This is a genomic window from Thioalkalicoccus limnaeus (assembly GCF_041197575.1).
Classification (GTDB): Bacteria; Pseudomonadota; Gammaproteobacteria; order Chromatiales; family Chromatiaceae; genus Thioalkalicoccus; species Thioalkalicoccus limnaeus.
Genome location: NZ_JBDKXB010000018.1, coordinates 1 through 23,650 on the forward strand (window position 1 = coordinate 1; position 23,650 = coordinate 23,650).

Genomic DNA, 23,650 nt, shown 5'->3' on the forward strand with positions numbered 1-23,650 from the left:
GCGAAGCTCGGCGTCAGCGTCGATCTGGCCGCGATCCAGGACCGCGGACCGCGCGTCGCGATGATCCACGAGCGCCTCTGTACCGGCTGCACCAAGTGCCTGAAGCGCTGTCCGACCGATGCGATCATCGGCGGCCCCAAGATGATCCACGCGGTCTTCAACGACGCCTGCACCGGCTGCGAGAAATGTTACGACGCCTGCCCGCACGGCTGCATCGAGATGCAGCCGGTGCCCGTGACGCTCGCGAACTGGCACTGGCCCAAGCCAGCCCTCGCCGCCTGACCGGAGACGCCGATGAGACTCTTTCGCTTCCGCGGCGGCGTCCACCCGGAGGACCGCAAGGCCCTGTCCGGTGACCGGTCGATCGAGCGGACCACCCTGCCCCACCTGCTGCATGTGCCGCTGCAACAGCACATCGGCGCCGCGGCCAACCCGGCCGTGCGGCGCGGCCAACTGGTGCGCAAAGGGGATCTGATCGGCGAGCGCCAGGGTGCGATCTCGGCGCCGATTCATGCGCCGACCTCGGGGCGCGTCGTCGGCATCGGACGCTACCCGGCCAACCATCCCTCGGGCCTGCCGGTCGCGACCATCACGCTGTTGCCCGATGGCGAGGACCGCTGGTCCGACGAGCTCGAGGGGGTCGCGGACCCCTTCGCCTTGACCACCGAGGAGATCGCGGCGCGGGTCGCGGCGGCCGGTGTCGTCGGCCTCGGCGGCGCCACCTTCCCGGCCGCGGTCAAGCTCAATCTGCGCCAGCGCTACCGGATCCACACCCTGATCATCAACGGCTCCGAATGCGAGCCCTATCTGACCTGCGACGATCGCCTGATGCGCGAGCAACCGGTCGCGATCCTCGACGGCGCGCGGATCATGGCCCATGCGCTGGGCGCCGAACGGATCCTGATCGCGATCGAGAACAACAAGCCACAGGCGCAGGCCGCACTGGCCGAGGCGGCCCGGGCCTTTCCCGATATCGCGATCGCACGGCTGCCGAACCGCTATCCGATGGGGTCCGAGAAGCATCTGTCCCTCGCCTTGACCGGCCGCGAGACGCCGGCGCGCGGCCTGACCGCGGACATCGGTGTCGTCGTGCACAATCCGGCCACGGCCTATGCGGTGCACGAAGCCCTGCGCCAGGGCCGCCCGCTCGTCGAGCGGGTGGTCACGGTCACCGGCGAGGCGGTCGCCCGCCCCGCCAACCTGCGGGTGCCGGTCGGCACCCCGGTCGAGCACCTGCTCGCGCACTGCGGCGGCCTGGTCGAGGAGCCGGAACGACTGATCAGTGGCGGCCCCATGATGGGCCAGCCGCTGCCGAGCATCCGGGTGCCGATCGTCAAGGGAAGCAACGGCGTGCTGGCGCTGACCGGGCGCGAGGTCCACCGCCGCGAGCCGATGCCCTGTATCCGTTGCGGCCAATGCGTCGCGGCCTGTCCGTGTGGCCTGCTGCCGTTGGACCTCGCCGCGCGGATCCGCGCCGCCGATCTCGAGGGTGCGGTCCGACATGGCCTGATGGACTGCATCGGCTGCGGGTCCTGCGCCTATGTCTGCCCGGCGCACCTGCCGTTGGTCCAGTTCATCCACTACGCGAAGGGCGAGATGGCCGCGCGCGGCCGCGCCCGGCACAAGCAGATCGAGACCAAGCGACTGGCCGAACTGCGCACGGCACGGATGGAGGCCGCGAAGCGGGCCAAACGCGAGGCGATGGCCCGGCGCAAACAGGCCACCGCCGCAAAACAGCCCGAGCCGGTGGAGGCCGAAACATGAACGAGTTCGCCTCCGCGTCGCCGGTTGCCGGCCCCTTTGCCCACGCGCGCAGCAGCATCGGTCGCACGATGGGGCTCGTGATGCTAGCGCTGACGCCGGGCACGCTGATCGGGCTGTGGCAATTCGGATGGCCGGCGATCAACCTGTTCGTCGTGACCATCACGACCGTCGTCGTGGTCGAGGCGGCCTGTCTGCGTCTGGCCGGCCGGCCGGTCCGCGCCCATCTGTTCGATGGGTCGGCGATCCTGACCGGCTGGCTCCTGAGCCTGACCCTGCCGCCCTGGGCCCCCTGGTGGATCGGCGTCGTCGGCGGGCTGATCGCGATCGTGATCGCAAAGCAGGTGTTCGGCGGCCTCGGCCAAAACCTGTTCAACCCGGCGATGGTCGCGCGCGTCGCGTTGCTGATCTCCTTTCCGGTCACGATGACGACCTTTGTCGCGCCGACGCCGCTGTTCTCGGAAGGCGCACCGGACTTCGTCGGCGGGCTGGCGATCACGTTCGGCGGCGAATATTACGACGCGATGACCAGCGCGACCGTGCTCGGCCAGGTCCGCACCGACCTGACGACCGGATTGACGCTGATCGACATCCTGCCGTCGACCTACCAGTTGAGCCAAGCCGCGATCGGCACCATCGCCGGCAGCCTCGGCGAGACCTCGGCGGTGCTGATCCTGCTCGGCGGCCTGTTCCTGATCGCCAAGCGCGTCATCACCTGGCATATCCCGGTCGCGATGCTGGCCACGATCACCGTCTGCGCGACGGCGATGCACATCTTCGACCCCGCAGTCTTCCTGAATCCGGGCTATCACCTGGTCTCCGGGGCGACGATGCTCGCGGCCTTCTTCATCGCGACCGATCCGGTGACGGCGCCCGTCTCGGCCCGCGCGCGAATCCTCTATGGCATCGGCTGCGGTCTGCTCGTCTACATCATTCGGACCTGGTCCGCTTATCCGGAGGGCGCGGCCTTCGCCGTCCTGCTGATGAACGCCTGCACGCCATTGCTCGACCATTATGTGCGGCCGCGGATCTACGGCCGCGACCGGCGCGGCGAGCCCCTCGCCTATGCCGACGATACCGGCGAGAAAAGCCGATGAATGACACGACCCAAACGAGCCCGGCCTGGCGCGACCGGGTGCCGTACCAAGCCCTACTGCTTGGCACCTTCTCGCTGATCGCCGCGGCCTTGCTCGCTGTCGGCGACCTGCTCACGCGCGGGCCGATCGCCGAACGGCGCGCCGAGGATCTGAAGGCCTCGCTGAGCCAGGTATTGCCGCCGCAAATCCACGACAATGACCTGTTGGCCCACCCGCTGACGCTGCCGGGACGCAACGGCCAACCGCTGACCATCTACCGCGCGCTGCATGGCTATCAGGTGACCGGCGTCGCCTTCGGCGCGGTCGGGCGCGGCTACGCCGGTCCGATCGAGCTGCTGATCGGCATCGACGCCCAAGGCCGCGTCCTCGGTGCGCGGGTATTGTCCCATTCGGAGACCCCCGGGCTCGGTGACAAGATCGAGGTGATCCGCGACGACTGGATCCTGAGCTTCAACGGACGGACCCTCGAGGATCCGCCGCGCGAACGCTGGGCCGTGGCCAAGGACGGCGGCGACTTCGATCAGTTCACCGGCGCGACCATCACGCCCAGGGCCGTGGTTGGTGCGGTGCGCGAGTCGCTCGAATTCTTTGCCGACCACCGCGAAACCCTGACGGCCGCGGCGGTGATCATCGAACACGACCCCGAGGAACCGGTGCCCCAATGAAACCGCCCGAGACACCCGGCTACGGACGCATCGCACGCGACGGACTCTGGGACAACAATGTCGTGCTGTCCCAGGCCCTGGCCCTGTGCCCGCTATTGGCGGTCACCGGCACCGCCACGAACGGGCTCGGGATGGGGATCGCGACGACGGTCGTGATGACCGCGTCCGGCCTGCTGATCGCGCTGCTGCGCGGCCTGCTATCGGCCGCCGTGCGGATCCCGATCTTCGTGCTCGTGATCGCGACGCTGGTGACCCTCGTCGACCTGACGATGAATGCCTGGCTCCATGACCTGCACAAGGTCCTCGGGCTCTTCATCCCGCTGATCGTGACCAACTGCGCGATCCTCGGCCGCGCCGAGTCCTTCGCGGCCCGCCAACCGCCGCTCCCGGCCGCGTTCGATGGTCTGATGATGGGTCTCGGGTTCACGCTGGTCCTGGTCGGTCTCGGTGCCGCGCGCGAGATCATCGGCAGCGGCACCCTGTTCGCCGGCGCCTCGCTGCTGCTCGGTCCGGCGATGGGGTTCCTCGAGGTCACGCTGATCCCGGAGTATCGGGGATTCCTGCTCGCGATCCTGCCACCGGGCGGGTTCCTGGTCCTGGGCTTCATGCTGGCCGGCAAGCGCCTGCTCGACCGCCGCCTCGCGAACCGCCCACGGCGCAAGGTCTCGGCGGCTTCGGCCACGACCCCGCCGCGTTAGATCGAAACGGAGAACGCAGATGCATATCGGTGTCGCCTACGCCAGCCGCTTCAAACAAGTCTGGCTCAAACTCGATGTACCCGATGGCAGCACGGTTCGCGACGCGATCGAACACTCGGGCCTGTTGCGTCAGTTCCCGGAAATCGACCTCGCGACCCAGCCGGTCGGGATCTTCGGCAAGATCACCCGCCTCGACGCCAAGGTCACCGACGGCTGTCGCGTCGAGATCTACCGCCCGAGCCTCGCCGTCGAGCCCGACGATGCCGAGGATGATGGCGCGGACTGAGGTGGCCGCCGCCCTCGGCACCCAAGCATCGGATCGCTGATTCATAGCTCCGCGAGCCGGAAATGGCAAGGTGCCAGGCCAGTTCGGCACCTCCGCACCGTGCCGGGTACCCCTGCTGTGGTGCCCGGTCCTTTGGCTAATCCACGGGAAAGACCACGGTGATGAAAAGCTCGAACCTGGGGATTCCGAGATCACACAGGAATCCGCCCTCGTCCGTCGCACTGTAGATCGCCCTTACGCGAGCTAGATCCGGGGTCAGGGTGAAACCGTGATTCGGCTGGGTGCCGCGCACCCATTCGCTGACCGTCCGGGTGACATCCAAATCGACCCGGTCCGGCCTACTGCCGTAGGCGGCGATGGGACCTGGATCCGGGCGCGCGGGCCGCGAGCGAATGAAGGGCCGCCCACCCTCGGCACGACCCGCTCGATAGAGACCACCGGACCATTCCTCCGTAGCCTGACCGACCATGATGATATTGCATTGCTCATAGCTGCCTCGCTCATATGGCAGGTCCAGCGGGTAAAACTCCTGATAGATGCGCAATTCGGCGCGGGTAACCACCGCGTCCGCGGGCAGACTCGTCAGGTCGAAGCGGGCCGCTGCCTGAAATCGCTCGTTGATGCGCAGGTGGCAGGTTTCTCCACGGCTGACCGCCACCTCATAGCCAGCAAGGGTTTCGACCCGGTAACGTGGCGGTCCGGCTGCGCGCTGACGCGCGAATTCGTCCCACAGGTAGAGTCTGACACCGCGACGATCCAAAATGAACGGATAGCAAATGCCGAAGTTCTCGAAGTTCCCACCCCAGATGCTGGCGGTATCCTCTGGCAAGGCCACGATGTTAAAGGTCCTCTCCGAGAGGGAGCGACACCCGAATGGCAGCGCGCCGAGCACCAATAGCACCGACAGGACGACTAACGATGACCGCCGGACAGTGGAATGGATCTGGGCAGCGCTTGACATGACCGTCGCTCGGTGGCCCTGAACGGATTCTTAGGGAATTGGGTGTGAAACCGCGTTTGCCAAGACACGGCTCATCCCAGATGGGCAGAGAGCAGAACGACAGCGGGGCGTCTTCGACGGCGGGCGATGTTCGCACCGAGCGAAGGGTAGCCTTTGACTTGCGTCGTCATGGGGCAGCAGAACAGCGCGGTCTTGCCGTTGTAAGCCGAAGGGCTGTCAACCAGCGCCGGCCTGTGGTCAGCCTGCCCGTGCCAAGCCCGCAGATTGAACTGGAGCCACAGGATATCGTCGGCCTCGGGGACGTAACGCCGAGTCATCAGAGCACTTCCTTACCCACGGGTTCGCCGAAGCCGACGTCCGCGAGCAGGTTCTCCGGCGTGATGCCGGCAAAGGGACCCGGGCTGAGGGACGGCCGGGCGCATGGCCGCCGGCCGTGGGGTTGCTGCCAGGACCTTCAGCCGACGAGTTCGGTCCGGGCCTTGTCGATCAGGCCTTCGGTGATGACCAACAGATCCCCAAACCCGGTGGCCTCGCTGCCGACCACGATGTAGCGGCCCGCGACCGCGATCATCGGCACAGCGTTGACCTGGTAGTTCGCGACCAGTTGATCGCTGCGCGCCAGGCGCGCATGCACACCGAACGAATTGAAGACCTTGGCGAAGGACTCGGTATCGACACCTTGGTCCCCCAACCAAGCGAGAATCTCTCGCTCGGTGAAGAGCCGGCGGCGTTCCTTGTGCAGCGCATCGAAGACCGCTCGGTCGAGGCGGTCGAGGTCCCCGGTGTAGTCCAGCGCATAGTAGAGGCGACCCAAATTGGCCCACGCCGAACGGCCGAACGAAACCGGGACCCGCCGCACGAGCACATCCTCAGGCAGGGTCGCCACCCAGGGCTTGGAGACCCGATTCAAGTCGGAACAATGCGGGCAGCCGTAGGAGAAGAACTCCAACACCTCGATCTTGCCGGGTTCCGCATCGGAAGGTTGCGCCGGCGACAAGAGGCGCCAATCACGGCCCTCGACCAGATTGGCGGCCCAGGCCGGAACCGCGGCCAGACCAATGCCGGTGATCAGTAGCTGACTGAAGCGGCGGCGGGTCAGGATCATCGTTGGACTCCATCATCTCGAACAATCGTTAAAGGGAAATAGACGGACCGCCCGAGCCGGCCGGGACCTCGGACGGGGCCGAGCACCCTGCGCCGGGCCTCTGAACCGGCCGATTCCGGGTAGCGCTCAGCAGCAAGGAGAGACCCAATCCAGCGTGCGCGGTATGCACACAAGACGCGAGCTGGCGCTACAGCTCCGCCGACGCGAAATCGGCAAGCCGCGAGCGTTCCCCCCGCACCAGCGTGATGTGGCCGCCATGGGCCCACCCCTTGAAGCGATCCACGACATAGGTCAGACCGGAACTGGTCTCGGTCAGGTACGGGGTGTCGATCTGCGAGATGTTGCCGAGCGCCACCACCTTGGTGCCTGGACCGGCGCGCGTGATCAGCGTCTTCATCTGCTTCGCGGTCAGGTTCTGGGCTTCGTCCAGGATGATGTACTTGTTCAGGAAGGTGCGACCACGCATGAAATTCAAGGACTGAATGCGGATGCGATTGCGCACCAGATCCTGCGTTGCCGCCCGCCCCCAGTCTCCGCCCTCGGTTTGGGTCAGGACCTCCAGATTGTCCATCAAGGCGCCCATCCATGGCGTCATCTTCTCTTCCTCGGTCCCGGGCAGAAAACCGATGTCTTCGCCCACCGGAACCGTGATCCGAGTCATGATGATCTCGCGGTAGGTATTGCGCTCGAGCACCTGAGCCAGACCGGCCGCCAACGCCAGCAACGTCTTGCCGGTACCGGCCGGTCCGAGCAACGTGACGAAATCGAGCGCCGGATCCATCAGCATGTTGAGCGCGAAGTTCTGCTCCCGGTTCCGGGCATTGATGCCCCAGACGTTGCGCCGGCTGGCGCGGAAATCCTCGACCAGTTCGACGATCGCCTCCCCCGGCGCCGGCTTCTGCCGGACGATCGCCTCGAAGGTTTCATCGCCTTCGATCGTCAGGCAGTGGCTCGGATACCAATCGAGCACATCGGGTCCGGTGATCCGATAATAGGTGTGGCCCTCGTCCTGCCACGAATCGACGGTCTTTTCGTGGGCATCCCAGAAGTCGCCGGGCAAGCTCTCGAGGCCCGTGTAAAGCAGATTGACATCGTCGAGCACCTTGTCGTTGGCGTAGTCCTCGGCCGGAATCCCGAGCACCGTCGCCTTGATGCGCAGATTGATGTCCTTCGATACGAGGATGACGGTGCGCGTCTCATCGCGCGCCTGAAGGGCCTGCGCCGTCGCCAGGATGTTGTTGTCGGCGATCGTGCCCGGCAGCGACGCGATCGGATTCAGGTCGAACAACGAGGTCTGGAAGAACAGACGGCCCGTCGCGGGCGCGATATAGCCGCCGCCGTTTTCCGTCAACGGACTGATCGGCAAGCCGCGGTCGATCGCGTCCTTGGTCGCACCATGCATCAACTGATCGAGGAAACGGCTGACTTGGCGCACGTTACGGGCCACCTCGGACATGCCCTTCTTCGCTGCATCGAGCTCCTCGAGCACCGCCATCGGCAGAAAGATGTCGTGCTCCTTGAACCGAAACAGCGCGGTCGGGTCGTGCATCAGCACGTTGGTATCCAGGATGAACAAACAGGGCTTGTCGTCTTGGCGCTTGATCATGGGCTCACGGGGCTAGGCGGCGTCGCGGGACGACACCGGGAAGGTCGGATGGCAGCGGTAAGCGTGGACGGCCCGATCACTCGATGTGCGCGAGCTGGTCTAGGGCCGCGAGGACCTCGGCAACGTGTCCCTTGACCTTGACCCCGCGCCATTCCTGGCGCAGCACGCCGGCGGCATCGATCAGGAAGGTGCTGCGTTCGACACCGAGATGCTCCTTGCCGTACATCTTCTTCATCTTGATGACGTCGAACAGACGGCACAGGGATTCGTCGGTATCGGCAATCAGATCGAACGGAAAGGACTGCTTGGCCTTGAAGTTCTCCTGAGCCCTGAGTCCGTCGCGCGACGCCCCGACAATGACCGCACCCTTGGTCGCGAAGTCAGCCGCCGCATCGCGGAAATCCTGCCCCTCCTGCGTGCAGCCCGGTGTGCTGGCCTTCGGATAGAAATACAGGACCAGATGCCGACCGAGGTAATCCGAGAGATGGACGGTGCGATCCCCCGTGGCCAATAGGGCCATATCCGGCACCTTGTCACCGATTGCTAGAGCCATGGCCTTGGCCTCCGCGTTGCGTCATGTCTGAATGATTGGCCCTGATCGAACGTCATAGCCACTTTGCGGCGGCATTCACCCTTTGATCGGTTCCAACACCGCATCGAGGTTCAGCCCGTCGCAGTAATCCATGAACTCCTCCCGAAGGCCGGCGATATGCAGATCGGCCGGGATGCCGACGGTCATGTGCACCGAGAACATCGGGGTCCCGGTGTGAGCCGCGGCATAGGTGCTGGTCGCCATATCTTCGATGTTGATATTGCGCTCGGCGAAGAAGGCCGCCAGGTTATTGACGATGCCCGGATGATCCATCGCCACCACATCGACGGCGTAGGGGATCAGGTTGCCCCCCGCCGCGCGGCCGCTGGTCCGCTTCGAGACGATGGTCATGCCCAGTTGGCGACCGAGCTCGGGAAGCCCGTTTTCGACCTTCGCGAGGGTGTTCCAACGGCCTTCGACCAACAGCATCGCGGCGAATTCCCCGCCGAGAACCGTCATCCGGCTGTCTTCGATGTTGCAGCCATGCTCGAGGATGACCCGCGAGAGCTGGTTGACGATACCGGGGTGGTCTTCGCCCAGGGCGGAAATGACGAGGTAAGTCTTCTGCGTGGCCATATCCAGTGTTTTCGTTGCGCGGGATTTCGGGCTGGTGACGGTCAGATGCCGAGTGTAGCACGCGCGATGCTGGCCTTGAATCCGGCGAACTCGACACATTCCGGCCAGGTGTGTTGCGAGCCCTAGGCCGTTTCCCGGTCGGCGCATCCGGGTTCCAGGCGGCCGCGGGTTGTCTTTGCCGATTCGCCCAAAGTACCATGCGGTTTTCGCTGGCCTTGGAGTCCGCCTTCATGTTTCGCGGCAGTATCGTTGCCTTGATCACGCCTATGCACCCGGACGGACGGTTGGCCGAGGACAGCTTGCGGCGGCTGGTCGACTTTCATGTTGAACGAGGGACGGCCGGCATCGTGTCGGTCGGGACGACCGGTGAATCGGCGACCTTGGATGCCGATGAACACTGCGAGGTGATTCGGCTGACGGTCGAGTTCGCCGCAGGCCGCGTTCCGGTGATCGCCGGGACTGGTGCCAACGATACCCGCGAAGCGATCCACTTGACGCGCTGCGCCAAGGCCGCCGGCGCCACCGCCGCGTTGCTCGTGACGCCCTATTACAACAAGCCGACGCAGGAAGGTCTGTATCTGCACCACAAGGCGGTTGCCGAGGCCGTAGACATACCTCAGATCCTCTACAACGTGCCAGGCCGCACCGCGTGCGACATGTTACCCGAGACGGTCGCGCGACTGGCAAGAATCCCGAGCATCGTCGGCATCAAGGAGGCCACCGGGGACCTCACGCGGGTCGCTCGCCTGCGTGACCTGTGCGGGCCATCCTTTGTGCTCTTCAGTGGCGACGACGCCACCGGTTGCGAGTTTCTGCTGCGCGGCGGACAAGGCGTCATCTCGGTGACGGCCAACGTCGCTCCGCATCAGATGCAAGCCCTGTGCGAGGCCGCGCTGGCCGGCGACCGCGCGACGGCCGAGCAGATCAACGCGCGCCTCGACGGGTTGCACCGGGCGCTGTTCGTGCAGTCCAACCCGATACCGGTCAAGTGGGCGATGGCCGAGCTCGGCCTGGCACCGCGCGGCATTCGCCTGCCTTTGACCTGGCTGACCCCGGACCACGAGCCCGCAGTCCGCGACGCGATGGCCCAGGCTGGCGTGCTGTGATGACCCCTAAAGACGGCCGCGAGGGCCGGATGCGATCGATGCGAAACCTTTTCAGCCTCGCCCTGTTGCTGACGGCCGCCTTGCTCTTGGCCGGTTGTGGCGGCATGACCGAACGGGTCGCGCCGGATCAGCGCCTGGCCTACAAGCAACAACGGGAGGCCCCTGATAACCTCGAGATCCCGCCGGATCTGACGGCGGCCACCTTCGACGACGCCCTCGACATTCCGATGCCCGGCTCGGGCACCGCGACCCTTTCGGAATTCGAGGGACAACGTGTCCGCCGCCAGCAAGTCGCGACAGCCGGCGAGGTTCTGCCAGAGATCAAGGGCGTCGAGTTGCGTCGCGAGGGCGAAAACCGATGGCTGATCGTCGCGGCACCCCCGCAACAGACCTGGCCACGGGTGATCGCCTTCTGGCGCGAACAGGGCATCCTGCTGACCGAACAGGATCCCGTGATCGGCGTCATGAGCACCGACTGGATCGAGAACCGCGCCGAGATTTCCCAAGACGTGCTGACCAATCTTCTCCGCCGGGTCGCGGACGGACTCTATGCCACCGCGACGCGCGACCAGTTCCGCGTCCGCGTCGAACCCGGCACGACGCCGAATACGACCGAGATCTATTTGACCCACCGTGGCATGGCGGAACGCCTGCTCCGCGATACCGCCGGCGAGGGAGGCCGCACCGTTTGGGAGCCGAGCGGAAGCGATCCGAACAAAGAGGCTGAGATGTTGCGCCGCCTGATGGTCTCGCTCGGCGTCTCCGAACAAGGCGCGACCCGGATGATCGCCGGAGGCGCGAGCGCCCCGGCGCGCTCCCAGCTCGTGACGGACGGAGCCGGCCCCGAACTGGTGGTGGCCGAAGAATTCCGCCGGGCGTGGCGCGTGACCGGATTGGCGCTCGATCGGGTAGGCTTTGCGGTCGAGGATCAAGACTACTCCAGCGGCCTATTCCTGGTTCGCTACGACGATCCGAACCGCGAGCCGACGCGTGACGGCTGGACATCGAGGCTGGCCTTCTGGCGCGGCAAGGACAGCGTTCCCGTCGCCAAATACCAGATCCAGCTGACCGGACGCGACCAGGAAACACGCGTCACCGTGCTCGATGCTGCCGGCAACCGGGAAACCTCTTCGACGGCGGAGCGAATCCTGCGCCTGCTCCAGGAGGAGATCCGTTAGGCCGGCCCGGTGGTACGCGGCTTTCCCCGGGGAGCCGTCAGATCCGTGATTTCCGGGCTCGTTGCGGGCGTCGGCGGTTGCGGCGCCTCGTACGCGTAGTGCTTGATCTGTCGCCGGATATTGCGCTGGATGATCACACCGAGAACGCGCCATTGGAGTCCGTTCAGTTCGATATCCGGGTACAGGGGATTGTCGGCCACCAACCGCTCGCGCCCTTCTGCATCGATTCGGTACCGGCGAAACCAGCGTACATCCTCGACCTCGACGAAGACGTACATGCCATCCCGGCACCGATCGGTCGGTTCGACGATGATCACGCACCGGTCCGGAAATTCCGGCTCCATCTCATTGCCCAGGACCTGAAGTGCGAAAGGCTCCTGCAATCCGCAGCCTGAATTGTCCGGCATCCCCTCGTTCACGGTGGTTCCTCGCCTCACGTCGTGCTCGACAGACCCACCCGCAGGCCGGCCGCCTTGGCGAGCGATCGGGTGACTTCGATCGCGAGCATGGGGCCTCCGCGCCGTCGAGGCAAGCCCGATGATGCAACCGATCCCGGCCACCGAGCGGATCCACAAGGACCGCCGGGACTGGTACAACCTGCGCGGGATGCTGCCTTATCTCTGGGAGTTTCGCGGGCGCGCGCTGCTCGCCATCGGCTGTCTGGTCCTGGCCAAGTTCGCCAATGTCGGGGTGCCCCTGACGCTGAAGGAGATCGTCGACAGCTTCGAACAACAACCAGAGGTCCAAGCCCTGGTCCTCCCGCTGAGCCTGCTGCTCGCCTACGGCCTGCTCAAACTCGCCGCAGCCCTGTTCAACGAGTTGCGCGACGTCGTCTTTGCACGGGTTCGCTACCGCGCGATGCGCCGCCTGTCGACGAAGGTCCTGGCCCATCTGCACGAACTGTCGTTGCGCTACCACCTGGAACGGCGCAGCGGCGCCATCAGCCGTGACCTGGAACGGGGCACGCGCTCGGTCTCGACCATCCTGAACTACATGGTCTTCAGCGTCATCCCGGTGTTCGTTGAGTTGTCGCTGGTGGCGGCGATCCTGTTGTCGAAATACGCGCTCGTCTTCACGCTGGTGACCTTCGCGACCGTGCTCGTCTATGTCGCCTTCACGTTCGCGATCACCGAATGGCGGATGGATTACCGGCACCAGATGAATCGCTTCGACTCGCAGGCCAACGCGCGGGCCTTCGACAGCTTGATGAACTATGAGACGGTCAAGTATTTCGGCAACGAGCGCATGGAGCTCGATCGCTACGACGGCACCCTAGAGCAATGGGAGGAGATGGCCGTCAAGAGTCAGACCTCGATGTCGCTGCTGAACTTCGGACAAGGCGCGATCATCGCACTCGGCGTGACCTTCATCATGGTATTCGCCGCGCAAGGGGTCGTCACGGGAACCATGACCATCGGCGATCTGGTGCTGGTCAATGCCTTCCTGCTCCAGGTCTTCATCCCGCTTGGATTCCTTGGCATCGTCTACCGCCAGATCAAGTACGCGCTGGCGGACATGGACCTGGTCTTCAAGCTTCTCGAACGCCCTCCGGAGATCGCCGATCGACCACAGGCCAAACCCTTGGCGCTCGACCGAGGACAGGTGCGTTTCGAGCAAGTGGCTTTTCATTATCAGCCGGAGCGACCGATCCTGCACGGCGTCGACTTCACGATCGAACCCGGCGCCAAGATCGCCGTGGTCGGACCGAGCGGGGCCGGTAAGTCGACGCTCGCGCGCCTCTTGTTTCGCTTCTACGACGTGAGCGACGGCCGGATACTGATCGATGGACAGGACATTCGCGATCTGACGCAAAGCAGCCTGCGTGCCGCGATCGGCATCGTCCCGCAGGACACCGTACTGTTCAACGACACGCTCTATTACAACCTGGCTTACGGGCGTCCGGACGCACGCCGCGCCGAGATCGAACAGGCTGCCGAGATGGCCCATATCCGCACCTTCATCGACGGACTCCCACAGGGTTGGGACACGGTCGTCGGCGAGCGCGGCCTCAAGCTCTCCGGTGGCGAGAAGCAGCGCGTCGCGATCGCCCGCGCAATCCTCAAGCGCCCGCGGATCCTGATCTTCGATGAAGCGACCTCGTCACTCGACAGCCATACCGAACGGGCGATACAGACGACCTTGGCCGAGGTAGCCGCCCATCATACGACCCTGATCATCGCGCACCGGCTGTCGACCGTCGTCGACGCCGACCGCATCCTCGTCATGGATCAGGGCCGCGTGATCGAACAGGGCACTCACTCGGCCCTATTGGCCGCGGGCGGCCGCTACGCGGCGATGTGGGAGCTCCAGCGACGCGAACGACGCGATGACGACGACAGCTCGGCGATGATCTCGGTCACATGAAGGCGTTCGTTCTGGGATAGGAATTGGGCATCGGCGTAGCCCGGCCGCCCGAAAGGTGACGAACGAAAGGTCGCGAACGCGCGATCAACGGGCTCCAACGGCCCGCTTGGGTCGTTCGATAGCCGCCCGGTCGGCGGCCTCCAAGTCTTGCTGGTAGGCATGATTGACGCGGTCGCGCAGTTCCTTCCCTGGTTTGAAGTGCGGCACGTACTTGCCAGCCAAGGCCACCGCATCCCCCGTCTTCGGGTTACGCCCGATCCGAGGTGGCCGATAGTGGAGCGAGAAGCTGCCGAATCCGCGAATCTCGATACGGTCACCGGACGCCAGCGTGCTGCTCATCTGGTCCAGAATACAGCGCACCGCGAGTTCGATGTCTTTGTAAGCTAGATGGCTTTGGCCGGCGGCCAACAGATCGATCAGCTCTGATTTCGTCATGCCATTCCTTCCGACTGAAAACATGATTCGAGGCCCGGCGGACCGGGCCTCGAAGACGCTGTAAATCTACGCCGCGAATCCTCAGTCGCGCCGAGCCTCTTCCATCTGCTCCTTGAGGAGATCGCCGAGGGTTGTCGCGGTGCCGGTCGCGGCATCGCGCGAGTAGCCCTTGATCGCGGCCTGCTCCTCTTCGACGTCCTTGGCCTTGATCGACAACGAAATCGTTCGGTTCTTGCGGTCGACCCCGATGAACTTGGCCTCCAGTGCATCGCCGACCTTTAGCACCGCCCGGGCATCCTCTATCCGATCGCGCGAGATCTCCGACGCTCGCAGATAGCCCTCGACACCGTCGATCAACGCAATGGTGGCACCCTTAGGATCGACGTCGGTGATGGTGCCGCGAACGACACTGCCCTTCTCATGGGCGGCAACGAACGACGAGAACGGATCCTTGTCCAGCTGTTTGACACCGAGAGAGATGCGCTCGCGCTCCGGATCGACCGACAAGACCACCGTCTCGAGACGATCGCCTTTCTTGTAACGGCGCAAGGCCTGATCGCCCGCCTCGTCCCAGGAGATGTCGGACAGATGAACCAAACCGTCGATGCCGCCGTCCAGCCCGATGAAGATGCCGAAATCGGTGATCGACTTGATCTCGCCGGCAACATGGTCGCCCTTCTTGTGGGTCGCGGCGAACTCTTCCCACGGATTCAACTGGCATTGCTTGATGCCGAGCGAGATCCGCCGCCGATCCTCGTCGATATCGAGCACCATGACCTCGACCTCGTCCCCGACCGCGACGACCTTGCTCGGATGGACGTTCTTGTTGGTCCAGTCCATCTCGGAGACATGCACGAGACCTTCGACCCCTTCCTCGATCTCGACGAAGCAGCCATAGTCAGCGATATTGGTGACCTTGCCGAAGATGCGCGTGCCCTCCGGATACCGGCGGGAGATATTGATCCAAGGATCCTCGCCCATCTGCTTCAGGCCGAGCGAGACACGCTGGCGTTCGCGATCGAACTTGAGGACCTTGACCATGACCTCGTCGCCGATCTGCACGACCTCGGACGGATGCTTGACGCGGCGCCAGGCCATATCGGTGATGTGCAGCAGACCATCGATACCACCCAGATCCAGGAAGGCGCCATAGTCGGTCAGGTTCTTGACGACACCCTGAAGCTCCATGCCCTCTTCGAGGTTCTTCAGCAAGGCGTCGCGCTCGGCGCTGTACTCCTCCTCGACGACGGCACGACGCGAGACCACGACGTTGTTGCGGCGCCGATCCAGCTTGATGACCTTGAACTCCTGCTCCTTGCCTTCCAGGTAGGTCGTATCTCTCACCGGGCGCACATCGACCAGCGAACCGGGGAGGAAGGCGCGAACGCTGCCCAACTCGACGGTGAAGCCACCCTTGACCTTGCCGTTGATCAGGCCCTTGACGGTGTTCCCGGCCTCGAAAGCCTTTTCCAGATAATCCCAGGCCGCGAAGCGCTTGGCCTTCTCACGCGACAGGCGGGTCACACCGGTGCCATCCTCGACCGCGTCGAGCGCGACCTGGACATCGTCGCCGATCGCAACCTCCAGTTGCCCGTCCGCCGTGAGGAACTGGTTTCTCGGGATGATGCCCTCGGTCTTGAGGCCCGCATAGACGACGACATAGTCGTTCGTGATCTCCACCACCTGTCCGGTCACGATGGTCCCGGGCTGGAGCTGGGTTGTATTCAGACTCTGTTCAAACAGTTCAGCAAAGCTTTCGCTCATGAGATCCAATATTCCTGCCGCGGCGCGTAGGCCCGCTCCTTCTGGAACGAGGAGGTTGTAGGGAAAACAGGCCGGCCCTGAGGCCGACCACCATTGCGAGTCATCAGGGACTCGTGCGCTGACGGACCAGATCCCCGAATACGCGCCTCGCCGCATCCAGGACCTGGTCGAGCACCTGTGTGATGGAGAGGGCCGTCGTATCCAATACGAGCGCCCCATCGGCTACCCTCAACGGGGCCGCCGCGCGTTCCCGGTCACGCTGATCACGTGCCCGAATCTCCTCCACCAGGGTTGGCAGGTTAGCATCCAACCCCTTTTCTTTCAACTGTTTATATCGCCGCATCGCGCGCGCTTCGGGACTCGCATCGAGGAAACATTTCAGCGGCGCATCGGGAAAGACCACCGTGCCCATGTCCCGCCCATCGGCCACCAGCCCCGGCGGCCGCGCCATGCGCCGCTGCCAGCCCAACAGTGCATCTCGAACCCCGCGATGCACCGCGACCCGCGACGCGGCCAAGCCGGCGGCCTCGGTACGAATCAGGTTCGTGACATCCTCGCCATCGAGCAGGACACGCTGCGCCTCGAACGCGACCGGCAGGGTCGCCGCCAGTTCCACCAAGACGAGGGGATCATCCAGATCCAGCCGGCGCCGCTCGGCTGCCAGACCCAACACCCTGTACAGGGCGCCGCTGTCGAGACAGTGCCAACCCAACCGCTCGGCGACCAGCGCCGCAATCGTCCCTTTTCCGCTCCCCGATGGGCCATCGATTGCGATCACGGGCACCATGTCACACCACGCGAATACGCAATCCGACGCGCGCCGACAGGGCGGCGAAATCCGGAAAGGAGGTCGCGACATTGGCACAGTCGCGAATCTCGATCGGGGCTGGCGCCCGCAGTGCCGCGATCGCGAACGACATCGCAACGCGATGGTCATGATGGCTGTCGATCGACACCGGCGCACGCGCTCCCTCCAGCCCCGATTGCGCCCAAGCCCCACCCTGGATCGACAGGCCATCGGGACGCGGCTCGACCGGCACGCCAAGCGCCGCCAGACCGTCGGCCATGACCTGGATCCGATCGCTTTCCTTGACCCGCAGTTCCTCGGCACCGGTCAGCAAGGTTTCTCCTTCGGCACTGGCGGCGGCGATGAAGACCGCGGGCAACTCATCGATCGCCAAAGGCACGAGTGGTTCGGGGATGCGGATCCCACGCAACGGGGCCGAGCGGACCCGCAAGTCGGCCACCGGTTCACCACCGCAATCCCGGGGATCGAGGATCGCGATATCGGCACCCATCGCACGCAGGATCTCGATGACACCGATGCGCGTAGGATTCATGCCGACCTGCTCGAGCAACAGGTCGGAACCCGCAGCGATACTGGCTCCGACGAGGAAGAAGGCCGCCGACGAGATATCTCCCGGGATGGCCAGGGTGCAGCCGGTCAGTCGCCCGCCGCCGTGCACGCAAACACGACCCTGCGCGCGCTCGACCGGATAGCCGAAGGCCGCCAACATGCGCTCGGTATGATCGCGGCTCGGGGCCGGCTCCGTGACGCAGGTGCGGCCGGTGGCGAACAGGCCGGCAAGCAACAGGCTCGATTTGACTTGGGCGCTCGCGATCGGCATCGGGTAGTCGATCCCCCGCAACGCGGGCACCGGCTCGATGGATAAAGGTGCAGTGCCCTGCCCGGTCGTCACGATCCGCGCCCCCATTCGTGCAAGCGGCTCCGTGACCCGGCGCATCGGCCTGGCCACCAATGAGGCATCACCGATCAGCGTCGTCGCGAAGGGTTGCGCCGCGAGCAGCCCACACAGCAGCCGCATCGAGGTGCCGGAATTGCCCATATCGAGCGGCCCGTCCGGGGCACGCAGGCCATGCAATCCGACCCCATGGATGACGACGCGTCCATCGGCCGGACCCTCGATGTCGACACCCATCCGGCGAAAGGCCGCCAGCGTCGCCAGCGCGTCCTGCCCTTCGAGGAATCCGGACACCTGCGTCGTCCCGTCCGCCAGCGAACCGAGCATGATCGCCCGGTGCGAAATCGACTTGTCTCCCGGAACGCGGATGACCCCGCGCAAGCACCCGCCCGGTTCCATCAGGAACTTCGGTTGTGATTTCGACGCGTGCACCAGCCCCTCGAAGACAGAGATTTAGAGTTAACCTAGCATTTTATCCGCCGATAGCGACAAGGTAAACAGATGCTTGCAGCTCGACCGCTAGGCCCGAGCCCGACGCAGGGATCGCAGATGCCTTCTGTCACGGCCGCTTGACAGCCCCACGGAGCGCCCCTAGCATCCACCGGTTATTGTTGGGCGTCTGGATGGGCTACGTGATGGAGATATCGGTAATTCGGCAACCGGTTGTCGACGATCTGCAAGCCGTCGACCGGTTGATCCTGCGCCGGCTGGAATCCGACGTCGTCCTCGTCAACCAGATCGGCCACTATATCGTTTCGAGCGGCGGCAAGCGGCTGCGGCCACTCGCCGTGCTCTTGGGGGCTCGTGCCTGCGGCTACAGCGAGGCCAAGCACATCGACATGGCTGCGGTCGTCGAGTTCATCCACACGGCGACCCTGCTGCACGACGACGTGGTCGACGGCTCGAATCTTCGCCGGAGCAGGGATACCGCCAACGCCGTCTGGGGTAACGAGGCTAGCGTCCTCGTCGGCGATTTCCTCTATTCGCGCGCCTTCGAGATGATGGTCGAAGTCAACAACATGCGAATCATGGACGTGATGTCGCACGCCACCAATCGGATCGCCGAAGGCGAGGTCATGCAGCTTCTCAACTGCCACGACCCGGATACGACCGAGGACCGTTACATGGAGGTCATTCGGCGCAAAACCGCGACTCTGTTCGAGGCTGGAACACGGATCGGCGCTGTTCTCGCGAACAGTCCGGCCCCGACCGAACAGGCGATGGCCCTTTACGGGCAATCGCTCGGCATCGCCTTCCAGCTTGTCGACGACGCCCTCGATTACAACGCATCCGACGAGCAGTTGGGCAAGAACATCGGTGACGACCTCGCCGAGGGAAAGCCGACTTTGCCGATTATTCGCGCGATCGAGATCGGCACCGACGAACAGCGCAAGCTGCTTCGCGTGGCAATCGAAAGCGGCGGCCGTGAAAACATCGATGCTGTCGCTGCAGCGATTGCTTCGACGAAGTCGATCGATTACACTGTGGAGCTTGCAAGGAAATACGCCGAAACGGCGCAGGCTTCATTGACCGCCCTGCCCGCTTCAGCGGAGCGCGCTGCGCTGGCGCAGCTCGCCGATTTCGCGGTCCACCGGACCTATTGACACAGCAGTGTCACGAGGTCCGGTCGGCCGCAGCCAGCCAGTAAACGGGGTGTAGCTCAGCTTGGTAGAGCGCTGTCTTCGGGAGGCAGAAGTCGCTGGTTCGAATCCAGTCACCCCGACCAATCCCATCAGGGCGTTATCCCCTACTCGGCAATTTCCACTCCGGTGCCGACGCGCCCCTGTAGTGACTCGGCGCCTTCTAGAGCACGCGCCGCCTCGCGGACCTTATCCGGCCCCTGAAAGAGCGTAACCGATCATCATGCGGCTGTCGCTGCCGTGCACGCGAGGGCCGTGCCGATCGGCCGCTCGCGCCGGGATTCGTTCCTGCTGCGAACGGCTATTCCGGCCGTCGCACGCCGGCTATGCGAAACAGACGCGACGGCCGATCACAACCGGATCTCGTGGTGCTCGGGTGACAGACCGAGCTGGCGATAGTGTCGGTAGCGCGCGCGGGCCGCGGCCCGGCGCTCTGGCTCGTGATCGACGACCTCGCAAAGGCGCTCGAAACGATCGAAGCCGGCAGGCACCCCATTCGTCAAATTGATCAGAACCGGCCGATCGCGAACCTGGATTTCCTCGCGACCGATCAGGATCGGCGTCAGCTCCGCGTCGGCCTCCCCCTGGACGCCGTGCGGCAGGAAGCTCTGCTGACGAAAGGTCCACAGCAGCCGGTCGAGATGGCGCGCCTCGTCATCCGTCCCAACCTGGACATAGACACCCAACCCCTCGGCATGGATCCGCTCGACCAAGCGACAGGTCAACTGGAAACGATCACCAGGGGCGCTTTCGGCGAGCAAATAGAAGGTGACGCGGGTCATTCGGGGCGCGGCAGCACCCCACTGCGCCTCAGCAGAATCTCGGCCAGCAAGGCTACCGGACGCCCGGTAGCGCCCTTCTCCTTTCCACTGAGCCACGCGATCCCGGCGATGTCGAGATGCGCCCACCGGTACTTCTTCGTGTAGCGCGACAGAAAACAGGCCGCCGTGATGGCCCCACCGTCCCGCCCGCCGACGTTGGCCATGTCCGCGAAGTTGCTGTCGATCTGTGTCTGATAATCATCCCACAAAGGCAGACGCCAGGCACGGTCGCCGCTGGCCTCACCAGCCCGCAGGATCTCGTCGGCCAGGCGATCGTCGCTGGTGAAAAGGCCGGCGGGGTGCTTGCCCAACGCAACGACACAGGCACCGGTCAAGGTAGCCAGGTCGATGACCAGGTCCGGGTTGAAGCGCTCGCAATAGGTCAAGGCATCGCAGAGGATCAGCCGACCCTCGGCGTCGGTATTCAATATCTCGATGGTCTGACCCGACAGGCTCGTCACGACATCGCCGGGCTTGTTCGCGGCCCCGTCGGGCAGATTCTCCGAAGCCGGCACGACCCCGATCAGGTTCAATGGGAGACCGAGATCGACGGCCGCGCGGACGGCGCCGAAGACGCCGGCGGCGCCACACATATCGAATTTCATCTCGTCCATATCGGCGGCCGGCTTCAACGAGATGCCACCGGTATCGAAAGTCAAGCCTTTACCGACGAAGACGACCGGCGATTGGTCGTCGCCGCCACCCCGATAGTGCATCAGGATCAATTTGGCCGGCTGCCGACTCCCGCGCGAGACCGACAACAGCGCCCCCATGCCGAGCGCCTCCATATCGGCCTCTTCGAGGACCTCGACCCGAAGACGCTCGGTCTGAGCGTCGGCCTCGAGCCACCGCGCCTGTTCGGCGAGATAGGTCGGAGTACACAGGTTCCCCGGCAGATTACCCAATTCCCGTGCCCATGCGGTGCCCCGCGCGATCGCCTCGCCATGCCGGACGGCAAGCCGAGCCTCTTCTGGATCGCCGTCCGGGCCGACCCAGATGTCAAGGCGTTTCAGTGGATGCTTCGGCGCTTTCTTGTCTTCTTTGGTCCGGTCGTAGCGGTAGACGGCGGCGGCGGTCGCGGTTACCGCATCGCGCACGGTCCGATAGCGACCCATTCCTGGCGGGATCAGCTCCGACAGGGTCGACAGGGCGTCCGTGCTGCGTTGCCGATTCAGGGCCTGAGCCGCAGCCGTCACGACTTGCCGATACTTGGTGCGATCGAACTCCTTGCGCTTCCCGCAGCCGACGACGAGCACACGATCGCTCGCTAGGCCGGGCAGATCGTAAAGAAGAAGGGAATCGCCCAGGTCACCGCTCAGATCGCCGCGTCGCAGGATCTCCAGCAGACGCCCACCGCTCGCCTCATCGACGAGCTCGGCCGGTGCCGAGAGCCTGTTCTGCTCGAACACGCCGATCACGAGACAAGCAGTGCGGAGCTCCGTCAGAACCCCGGTCTTCACTCGATATTCCATCCCGACTCCCGCATGGCAACTAGAGGCAAGGGTCGCTGCGCCCGCACAAGACGCAGCTTGGTGTACCATATTAGAGGGCGGGACCGCGAAGATTCAACGGTTGTTGCGCGCCCCGCCGCGATTCGATCGAGTCTCGCGGGATCGATCGACAAGAGTTGCTGTCGACCGAATTGGACCCCGAACGTCGGCGCGGCCTCGACCGGGCCCGGCTCCCCGGCCGCGCACGGGCCATTGGACCATCTGATCGCACGCTCGCCCAATCTCGGACCAGTCGGACCGCCGTCTTGCGCATCCTCGACCGCTATATTGCCGGCGCCGTGATCGGCGGAACGTTCATGGCGCTGGCCGCGCTACTGCCGTTGATCGGCTTCTTCATCCTCGCCGACGAGATCGATCAGATCGGCGAACGGGATTACCACTTCGTCGACGCGCTGATCTATGTCGCGCTCAACATGCCGCGCTATCTCTATCAGGTGTTCCCGATCGCGACCCTGATCGGGGCCTTGATCGGTCTCGGCTCGCTGGCGGCGCGTTCCGAACTGGTTGCGATGCGTGCGGCTGGTCTGTCGATTGGCCGAATCGTGTTCGCGGCGATCCAGGGCGGCATCCTGTTGACGCTTGTCGCGGTCGCGATCGGGGAAGTCGTCGCACCCTTCACGCAACAACAGGCCCTGCAGATGCGCACGCAAGCCCTGACGGGCCATGTCATGCAGCGCACGCCTTCAGGCGTTTGGGCGCGCGACGGGCTCGCGTTCGTCAACATCCGCGAGGTTGTGAGCGGCGGCCATCTGCGAGACATCCATATCTACGAGCTGGCACCAGACCAAGCCTTGACGCTGGCGACGCACGCGCGCGAGGCCCGCTTCAGCGGTGGCCATTGGACTTTGGAAGAGATTGCCCGCAGTCATGTCTCGCCGGAGGGCGTCCAGGTCGAGCGGATCGACTTGGCGCGCTGGGATTCATTGCTCGATCCGCGCCTGCTCGAGGTCATCGTCGTCGAGCCGCAGGCCCTACCAGTGTGGGATCTCTACAGGTACATCCGGTACTTGGACACGACAGAGCAGGATGCCCGCGCCTACCAGATCGCACTCTGGGCCAAAATCGCGTATCCAGTCCTGATCCTCGCGATGATCCTCGTGGCAATCCCGATCCTCGTTGGCTCGGCACGGACCCCTGGCCTCGGGCCGCAAATCGTGGCTGGCATCGTGATCGGTGTGCTCTTCTACATCTTCAGCCGCACCCTCGTCTACCTGTCCCTGGTCTTCCATCTCGACCCGATGCTTGCGGCGGTATTACCGCCGCTCCTGTTCCTGCTGAGCGCCTTCTGGCTCCTGCGGCGAATCGGCTGATCTTCGTCGCTGCGGCTTGGCCAGCATCACCAATCGGGTGTTCGACAACCGGTCGTGCCAGGCCAAACCTTCTCGATCAAACAACGCCCAGAAGAGCCCGAGGCCGAGCGGGGCCAACGCCAGGATCGCGCTGAAGAAGCGCCGCCAGGCATCGCGCCATGTCAGGGCCTCCCCGTCGTCCCGAAGTACGCATATCCGCCAGGCCCGCATCCCGAGGGTCTGACCGCCGCGGACCCAGAAGAACGTAAAGAAGCTGCCGATGACCAATAGCAGATACCCTTGCAACCCCGAGCGGTGCACCGGGTCTTCGTGCGGGAAAGGATGACCGATCAGAAACGAGTATGGAATGACGAGCAGCGCCACCGCGACCATCAAGACACCGATCAAGAGCGCAGCGTCGTATAGTATCGCGGCAAGTCGCCGCAGCAGACCGGGAGCGCAGACCTGGGTGATATCGACGGTCATCGGGGA

25 protein-coding genes and 1 tRNA gene are annotated in these 23,650 nt (G+C 64.6%); 12 read left to right on the forward strand and 14 right to left on the reverse strand.

Annotated features, from left to right (window positions below; translation table 11 throughout):
• The 6 genes from ABC977_RS12650 to ABC977_RS12675 all read left to right on the forward strand — a co-directional run.
• A partial coding sequence (locus ABC977_RS12650; RefSeq protein WP_369667628.1) for an RnfABCDGE type electron transport complex subunit B occupies positions 1–282 on the forward strand: 282 nt, incomplete at its 5' end.
• A 12-nt stretch (positions 283–294) separates the two neighbouring features.
• On the forward strand, positions 295–1,764 hold the full coding sequence (rsxC, locus tag ABC977_RS12655) for an electron transport complex subunit RsxC (RefSeq protein WP_369667629.1): 1,470 nt from the start codon (positions 295–297) through the stop codon (positions 1,762–1,764).
• Complete coding sequence (locus tag ABC977_RS12660; protein WP_369667630.1) at positions 1,761–2,858, forward strand: RnfABCDGE type electron transport complex subunit D; 1,098 nt, start codon at positions 1,761–1,763, stop codon at positions 2,856–2,858. Before rsxC ends, ABC977_RS12660 begins: the two co-directional genes overlap by 4 nt.
• On the forward strand, positions 2,855–3,523 hold the full coding sequence (gene rsxG, locus ABC977_RS12665; RefSeq protein WP_369667631.1) for an electron transport complex subunit RsxG: 669 nt from the start codon (positions 2,855–2,857) through the stop codon (positions 3,521–3,523). Before ABC977_RS12660 ends, rsxG begins: the two co-directional genes overlap by 4 nt.
• Entirely contained in the window at positions 3,520–4,221 is a 702-nt protein-coding gene (locus tag ABC977_RS12670) for an electron transport complex subunit E (protein ID WP_369667632.1), read from the forward strand. The genes rsxG and ABC977_RS12670 overlap by 4 nt, the downstream gene beginning before the upstream one ends.
• Before the next feature lie 19 nt (positions 4,222–4,240).
• Complete coding sequence (locus tag ABC977_RS12675; RefSeq protein ID WP_369667633.1) at positions 4,241–4,507, forward strand: RnfH family protein; 267 nt, start codon at positions 4,241–4,243, stop codon at positions 4,505–4,507.
• Positions 4,508–4,643: 136 nt separating this feature from the next.
• Here the strand turns inward: ABC977_RS12675 and ABC977_RS12680 are convergent, their stop codons facing one another.
• The 6 genes from ABC977_RS12680 to ABC977_RS12705 form a co-directional block, all read right to left on the reverse strand.
• Positions 4,644–5,342: a DNRLRE domain-containing protein gene (locus ABC977_RS12680; protein WP_369667634.1), complete on the reverse strand. Its 699-nt coding sequence runs from the start codon at positions 5,340–5,342 to the stop codon at positions 4,644–4,646.
• A gap of 197 nt (positions 5,343–5,539) precedes the next feature.
• On the reverse strand, positions 5,540–5,785 hold the full coding sequence (locus ABC977_RS12685; RefSeq protein ID WP_369667635.1) for a type II toxin-antitoxin system PemK/MazF family toxin: 246 nt from the start codon (positions 5,783–5,785) through the stop codon (positions 5,540–5,542).
• Between the two features lie 137 nt (positions 5,786–5,922).
• Positions 5,923–6,573: a thiol:disulfide interchange protein DsbA/DsbL gene (locus tag ABC977_RS12690; RefSeq protein WP_369667636.1), complete on the reverse strand. Its 651-nt coding sequence runs from the start codon at positions 6,571–6,573 to the stop codon at positions 5,923–5,925.
• A gap of 187 nt (positions 6,574–6,760) precedes the next feature.
• Complete coding sequence (locus ABC977_RS12695; protein ID WP_369667637.1) at positions 6,761–8,179, reverse strand: PhoH family protein; 1,419 nt, start codon at positions 8,177–8,179, stop codon at positions 6,761–6,763.
• A gap of 76 nt (positions 8,180–8,255) precedes the next feature.
• A complete protein-coding gene (locus tag ABC977_RS12700) occupies positions 8,256–8,732 on the reverse strand; it encodes a peroxiredoxin (protein ID WP_369667638.1) in 477 nt (158 codons plus the stop codon).
• A 75-nt stretch (positions 8,733–8,807) separates the two neighbouring features.
• On the reverse strand, positions 8,808–9,347 hold the full coding sequence (locus ABC977_RS12705) for a glycine cleavage system transcriptional repressor (RefSeq protein WP_369667639.1): 540 nt from the start codon (positions 9,345–9,347) through the stop codon (positions 8,808–8,810).
• A 230-nt stretch (positions 9,348–9,577) separates the two neighbouring features.
• On the opposite strand from ABC977_RS12705, the gene dapA reads away from it, so the two are divergent.
• Both dapA and bamC read left to right on the forward strand, forming a co-directional pair.
• Positions 9,578–10,453: a 4-hydroxy-tetrahydrodipicolinate synthase gene (dapA, locus tag ABC977_RS12710; protein WP_369667640.1), complete on the forward strand. Its 876-nt coding sequence runs from the start codon at positions 9,578–9,580 to the stop codon at positions 10,451–10,453.
• 38 nt (positions 10,454–10,491) lie between these two features.
• A complete protein-coding gene (bamC, locus tag ABC977_RS12715) occupies positions 10,492–11,631 on the forward strand; it encodes an NlpB/DapX family lipoprotein (protein ID WP_369667641.1) in 1,140 nt (379 codons plus the stop codon).
• Here bamC and ABC977_RS12720 read toward each other — a convergent pair.
• Positions 11,628–12,068 carry a S24 family peptidase gene (locus ABC977_RS12720; protein ID WP_439849189.1) on the reverse strand — a complete coding sequence of 147 codons (441 nt, stop codon included), beginning with the start codon at positions 12,066–12,068 and terminating at the stop codon, positions 11,628–11,630. The two genes, bamC and ABC977_RS12720, sit on opposite strands and share 4 nt — an antisense overlap.
• Before the next feature lie 103 nt (positions 12,069–12,171).
• On the opposite strand from ABC977_RS12720, the gene ABC977_RS12725 reads away from it, so the two are divergent.
• Positions 12,172–13,995: an ABCB family ABC transporter ATP-binding protein/permease gene (locus ABC977_RS12725; protein ID WP_369667686.1), complete on the forward strand. Its 1,824-nt coding sequence runs from the start codon at positions 12,172–12,174 to the stop codon at positions 13,993–13,995.
• A gap of 84 nt (positions 13,996–14,079) precedes the next feature.
• Here the strand turns inward: ABC977_RS12725 and ihfB are convergent, their stop codons facing one another.
• From ihfB to aroA, 4 genes are all read right to left on the reverse strand, one after another.
• A complete protein-coding gene (gene ihfB, locus ABC977_RS12730) occupies positions 14,080–14,430 on the reverse strand; it encodes an integration host factor subunit beta (protein ID WP_369667642.1) in 351 nt (116 codons plus the stop codon).
• An 81-nt stretch (positions 14,431–14,511) separates the two neighbouring features.
• A complete protein-coding gene (rpsA, locus tag ABC977_RS12735) occupies positions 14,512–16,194 on the reverse strand; it encodes a 30S ribosomal protein S1 (RefSeq protein ID WP_369667643.1) in 1,683 nt (560 codons plus the stop codon).
• Between the two features lie 103 nt (positions 16,195–16,297).
• Positions 16,298–16,981, reverse strand: coding sequence for a (d)CMP kinase (gene cmk, locus ABC977_RS12740; RefSeq protein ID WP_369667644.1), 684 nt, complete (start codon positions 16,979–16,981; stop codon positions 16,298–16,300).
• A 1-nt stretch (position 16,982) separates the two neighbouring features.
• Positions 16,983–18,296, reverse strand: a complete 1,314-nt coding sequence (gene aroA / locus ABC977_RS12745; protein WP_369667687.1) for a 3-phosphoshikimate 1-carboxyvinyltransferase — start codon at positions 18,294–18,296, stop codon at positions 16,983–16,985.
• A 236-nt stretch (positions 18,297–18,532) separates the two neighbouring features.
• Here aroA and ABC977_RS12750 point away from each other — a divergent pair, with 236 nt between their 5' ends.
• Both ABC977_RS12750 and ABC977_RS12755 read left to right on the forward strand, forming a co-directional pair.
• Positions 18,533–19,501, forward strand: a complete 969-nt coding sequence (locus ABC977_RS12750; protein WP_369667645.1) for a polyprenyl synthetase family protein — start codon at positions 18,533–18,535, stop codon at positions 19,499–19,501.
• A 45-nt stretch (positions 19,502–19,546) separates the two neighbouring features.
• Positions 19,547–19,623: transfer RNA gene (locus ABC977_RS12755), tRNA-Pro, on the forward strand.
• A gap of 264 nt (positions 19,624–19,887) precedes the next feature.
• Here ABC977_RS12755 and ABC977_RS12760 read toward each other — a convergent pair.
• Complete coding sequence (locus ABC977_RS12760) at positions 19,888–20,319, reverse strand: DNA polymerase III subunit chi (RefSeq protein WP_369667646.1); 432 nt, start codon at positions 20,317–20,319, stop codon at positions 19,888–19,890.
• Complete coding sequence (locus ABC977_RS12765) at positions 20,316–21,830, reverse strand: leucyl aminopeptidase (RefSeq protein WP_369667647.1); 1,515 nt, start codon at positions 21,828–21,830, stop codon at positions 20,316–20,318. The genes ABC977_RS12760 and ABC977_RS12765 overlap by 4 nt, the downstream gene beginning before the upstream one ends.
• A 284-nt stretch (positions 21,831–22,114) precedes the next feature.
• On the opposite strand from ABC977_RS12765, the gene lptG reads away from it, so the two are divergent.
• Positions 22,115–23,179 carry an LPS export ABC transporter permease LptG gene (gene lptG, locus ABC977_RS12770; RefSeq protein ID WP_369667648.1) on the forward strand — a complete coding sequence of 355 codons (1,065 nt, stop codon included), beginning with the start codon at positions 22,115–22,117 and terminating at the stop codon, positions 23,177–23,179.
• Here the strand turns inward: lptG and ABC977_RS12775 are convergent.
• Complete coding sequence (locus tag ABC977_RS12775) at positions 23,123–23,644, reverse strand: RDD family protein (protein WP_369667649.1); 522 nt, start codon at positions 23,642–23,644, stop codon at positions 23,123–23,125. The two genes, lptG and ABC977_RS12775, sit on opposite strands and share 57 nt — an antisense overlap.
• Between the last annotated feature and the right edge of the window lie 6 nt (positions 23,645–23,650).

Excerpts from the sequence above, each read along its gene's own strand:
- ABC977_RS12705 (WP_369667639.1), bottom strand. The coding sequence starts at position 9,347 with ATGGCCACGCAGAAGACTTACCTCGTCATTTCCGCCCTGGGCGAAGAC.
- bamC (WP_369667641.1), top strand. The coding sequence starts at position 10,492 with ATGCGAAACCTTTTCAGCCTCGCCCTGTTGCTGACGGCCGCCTTGCTC.
- ihfB (WP_369667642.1), bottom strand. The coding sequence starts at position 14,430 with ATGACGAAATCAGAGCTGATCGATCTGTTGGCCGCCGGCCAAAGCCAT.
- ABC977_RS12775 (WP_369667649.1), bottom strand. The coding sequence starts at position 23,644 with ATGACCGTCGATATCACCCAGGTCTGCGCTCCCGGTCTGCTGCGGCGA.
- ABC977_RS12670 (WP_369667632.1), top strand. The coding sequence starts at position 3,520 with ATGAAACCGCCCGAGACACCCGGCTACGGACGCATCGCACGCGACGGA.
- dapA (WP_369667640.1), top strand. The coding sequence starts at position 9,578 with ATGTTTCGCGGCAGTATCGTTGCCTTGATCACGCCTATGCACCCGGAC.
- ABC977_RS12760 (WP_369667646.1), bottom strand. The coding sequence starts at position 20,319 with ATGACCCGCGTCACCTTCTATTTGCTCGCCGAAAGCGCCCCTGGTGAT.
- ABC977_RS12695 (WP_369667637.1), bottom strand. The coding sequence starts at position 8,179 with ATGATCAAGCGCCAAGACGACAAGCCCTGTTTGTTCATCCTGGATACC.
- ABC977_RS12700 (WP_369667638.1), bottom strand. The coding sequence starts at position 8,732 with ATGGCTCTAGCAATCGGTGACAAGGTGCCGGATATGGCCCTATTGGCC.
- ABC977_RS12660 (WP_369667630.1), top strand. The coding sequence starts at position 1,761 with ATGAACGAGTTCGCCTCCGCGTCGCCGGTTGCCGGCCCCTTTGCCCAC.
- rsxG (WP_369667631.1), top strand. The coding sequence starts at position 2,855 with ATGAATGACACGACCCAAACGAGCCCGGCCTGGCGCGACCGGGTGCCG.
- ABC977_RS12685 (WP_369667635.1), bottom strand. The coding sequence starts at position 5,785 with ATGACTCGGCGTTACGTCCCCGAGGCCGACGATATCCTGTGGCTCCAG.
- ABC977_RS12690 (WP_369667636.1), bottom strand. The coding sequence starts at position 6,573 with ATGATCCTGACCCGCCGCCGCTTCAGTCAGCTACTGATCACCGGCATT.
- ABC977_RS12765 (WP_369667647.1), bottom strand. The coding sequence starts at position 21,830 with ATGGAATATCGAGTGAAGACCGGGGTTCTGACGGAGCTCCGCACTGCT.
- ABC977_RS12750 (WP_369667645.1), top strand. The coding sequence starts at position 18,533 with ATGGAGATATCGGTAATTCGGCAACCGGTTGTCGACGATCTGCAAGCC.
- ABC977_RS12675 (WP_369667633.1), top strand. The coding sequence starts at position 4,241 with ATGCATATCGGTGTCGCCTACGCCAGCCGCTTCAAACAAGTCTGGCTC.
- rsxC (WP_369667629.1), top strand. The coding sequence starts at position 295 with ATGAGACTCTTTCGCTTCCGCGGCGGCGTCCACCCGGAGGACCGCAAG.
- cmk (WP_369667644.1), bottom strand. The coding sequence starts at position 16,981 with ATGGTGCCCGTGATCGCAATCGATGGCCCATCGGGGAGCGGAAAAGGG.
- rpsA (WP_369667643.1), bottom strand. The coding sequence starts at position 16,194 with ATGAGCGAAAGCTTTGCTGAACTGTTTGAACAGAGTCTGAATACAACC.
- ABC977_RS12725 (WP_369667686.1), top strand. The coding sequence starts at position 12,172 with ATGCAACCGATCCCGGCCACCGAGCGGATCCACAAGGACCGCCGGGAC.
- aroA (WP_369667687.1), bottom strand. The coding sequence starts at position 18,296 with ATGGAACCGGGCGGGTGCTTGCGCGGGGTCATCCGCGTTCCGGGAGAC.